Source organism: Gemmatimonas sp. (assembly GCF_041689975.1).
Lineage (GTDB): Bacteria > Gemmatimonadota > Gemmatimonadetes > Gemmatimonadales > Gemmatimonadaceae > Gemmatimonas.
This window is the reverse complement of the sequence record NZ_JBDNFF010000083.1, coordinates 1-3,107: the sequence shown is the minus strand read 5'-3', so window position 1 is coordinate 3,107 and position 3,107 is coordinate 1. Positions and strand designations below refer to the sequence as shown.

Sequence of the window (3,107 nt, the reverse complement as noted above, 5' to 3'; positions counted from 1 at the left end):
GTTGCGCACGAAGCTGCCGCCGCCGGCACCGGCGCCCACGAACGGCGTCTCGGGTTTGAGGGCGAGCTCGCCGAACCGTTGATTCAACATCTGGTCGTACAGACGCTCCAGGAGATCCTGCCGGAGATCGCCCACCGTGCGGGTGGTGCGGCCTTTGCTCTTCCAGAGCACACCGACCGACGAGCCACTGAGCTCCTTGTCGGTGGCAATCGAGATCAGGGTGGAGTCGTGCGTAGGCACCGACGCGATCGTTCGCGCGCGGGCGCCGTTACGTGGCGCGATCCCGCCGAACGTGGCCCGGATCAGCGCTTCGAGCTTTTTGGGGTCGGCATCACCAACCGCCACGACGGCCATCAGATCGGGGCGGTACCAGTCGCGCCAGAAGCGCTTGAGCGGTGCCGGGTTCGCGTTCTCGAGAATCTCCGGCTTGCCGATGGGCAACCGTTCGGCGTAGCGCGAGCCGCGGAAAATCACGGGGAACTGCTTGTCGCGAATCCGCTCGCCGGCCCCGAGTCCGTTGCGCCACTCCGACAAGACCACGCCACGCTCGGCCACCACCTCGGTGGAGTCGAACACAATGCCGGTGGCTACATCGCCCAGAAAGCGAAAGCTCTTCTCGAGAATTCCGGCGCTGTCGGTGGGAACGGGCAGGATGTAGACCGTTTCGTCGAAACTGGTAAACGCATTCAGGTCGGCACCGAAGCGCACACCGATCGACTCGAGGTACTTCACGATATCGTTCTTCGCGAAGGACTTCGTGCCGTTGAACGCCATGTGCTCGATGAAGTGCGCGAGACCGCGCTGATCGTCGTCTTCCAGAATGGAACCGGCGTTCACGACCAGTCGTAACTCAGCCCGCTGTTCGGGCTTCGCGTTGCGCCGGATGTAATAACGGATGCCGTTGGGCAATGTGCCGATGCGCACGGCGGGGTCCACGGGTAACGCGGCCGTGAGAGCGAAGGAATCGCGCGGTGCTTTGGCGGCGATCTTGGTGCCCGGTTTCGTAGCCGTAGCTTGGGCCTCGGCGGCAGTGGCGATCATCACGGTCACGAGTGCGGTGACCGACAGATTGCTGAAGAAACTCAATGGGTTCTCGTCAAGGTAGAGAATGGGGCAACGTGGGCTGACTCAGAAAATCCTTTCTACAAAATAGTAGGTCACTAACTGCCGTCTATCATCTTCTTCCGCTGTTCTTCGCGTCTCTTCGAGGACCTTCGCGAGAACCAGCTGGCTGTCCGAAGGCACCCAAATACCCGCAAGCACCGCGGTTGACGCGAAGATCGCGAAGATCGCGAAGAACAATCTCGGAACTGGCCGCGTGTGCCGTCGCGGTCAGGAATTGCTCCCAATGACTAGGCTGGTGGTTTTCATACCAGAGTGCCGCTTCAGCGGTCTCGCACACAGCCGGCGAAATCCATACAACACGGCGGCGCGAGTGTGAAATCAAGGCTCTGTTCCTTAGCTGCGTGGGTTTGGGGTGGTGGCATGCACGAAGGCACTACCCTTGCCTCCATGCTGACTTCCCCGAAGGCTTGAGAACGACGGTTTCACCACGGCTACGGCTGTCCGCGGTGTCGCAGCGCGCAGGGTCAGCGCTGAGGTGTGGCACGCACCTGCCCGAGAAGTGGCGCGCGTACGCCGACCGGTCGGCCACATAGTGGTGAGAAGCACACGCGTTGAGGACACGTGTCTCTGAGACTTGGCATGTTCAGGGCATCCCACTATACTTTTAGCGTTATGCTAATAGCATAATGCTTCTGGCATAGTGACATGGCGCTGCGACGGCGTCGCCCCGGCACCCCCCATTCAGGAACGCCCATGACGCATCGGAAGCGTGAGGCCGCACGGCCCCTCCGGAACCCGTTCGAGTACGGGCGCGAGCTCGGACGGGACGAACTCGTCGACCGGAAGGATGAACTCCGTCAGGTGGTCCGGTCGCTCGAGAACATGGGGAAACTCTTCCTCATCGGGCCTCGGCGGTACGGTAAGACGTCCCTGCTCGCCGCCGCCGCGAGTGTGGCCGCAGACAGTGGGACTACCGTGCTCCGCTACGACGCAGAGCGGTACGAGAGCCTCGACCTGCTCGCGGCCGCCTTGCTCTCGGGCGCCACGCGTTTCCTCGCGTCCACGACGGAGCGCGCCGGCGCCCTGCTCGCGCGCGTGGCCGGCGCCCTCCGCCCGGAGATCGCGTATGACATCAAGGACCAATCGGTCCGCGTCTCCCTCGGCGCCGCCAAGGATGCCGCAGAGAACGCGCTTCCCGTGCTCGTCGACGTGCTCGATGCGATTGAGCGGATGGCCGAGGCGACAGAGCGCCCCGTCGTCGTGATCCTCGACGAGTTCCAGCACATCATCAAGCAGGGCGGCGAAACCGCGGAGCGGCAGATTCGCGCCGCTGTCCAGACGCATCGGCACGTGGGCTACGTGTTCGCCGGCTCCGCGACCCGCATGCTGGCAGACATGACGAGTGACCCCGGCCGCGCCTTCTACAAGCTGGGCGCCCGCCTCTTCTTGGGCTTGATCCCGCGGGACGAGTTCACGGTGTTCCTCCGCGGTGGCTTTGAACAGGCCGGATTCACTGTCGATGCCGCCGCCCTCGTTCGCATCCTAGAGCTTGCCCATGACGTGCCCTACAGCGTGCAGCGTCTCGCGCACGAGTGCTGGGAGGGTCTCCGGGTGGATGCCTCCGAGGCGACCGCGGGCGACGCGCCGCAGCTGACGGTCGACCACGTGGAGCGCGCGCTCGTTCGGATGCTCCAGCAGGAGGACGCGGCCTACACCCAGATCTGGAATTCGCTCAAGCTGCAGCAGAAACGAGCGCTCAAGGCCGCCATCGTCGAGGATGGGCGCGCCCTGCTCTCCAGCGACGTGTCACGGCGGCATAGGGTGCCGACCGGATCCATGCAGAAGGCTCTCGCGGCGCTCGACGAACGCGGGATTGTTCGGGAGGAGTCCGTCGCCGGCGCCGTTCGATACGTGCTCGAGGACCCCCTGCTCGGTCGTTGGCTCCGGTGGTCCCAGCAGCTGGCCGCCCCGTGAGCTCCGCGACGGCAACGTGAAGAGGGGCTCGCAATCATCATGTTGCGGGCTCTTTTTTGTTTGGCTCT

Annotated in this window: 2 protein-coding genes; one reads left to right on the top strand and one right to left on the bottom strand. The window is 64.0% G+C overall.

Going from position 1 to position 3,107, the window contains the following annotated elements; all coding sequences use genetic code 11:
- Nucleotides 1–1,086 (bottom strand): M16 family metallopeptidase (locus tag ACESNG_RS05960; protein ID WP_373068201.1); only part of this gene is annotated, 1,086 nt, incomplete at its 3' end.
- A 732-nt stretch (nt 1,087–1,818) separates the two neighbouring features.
- Between ACESNG_RS05960 and ACESNG_RS05955 the strand changes: the two genes are divergently transcribed.
- On the top strand, nt 1,819–3,039 hold the full coding sequence (locus ACESNG_RS05955; protein WP_373068199.1) for an ATP-binding protein: 1,221 nt from the start codon (nt 1,819–1,821) through the stop codon (nt 3,037–3,039).
- Nucleotides 3,040–3,107: the final 68 nt, after the last annotated feature.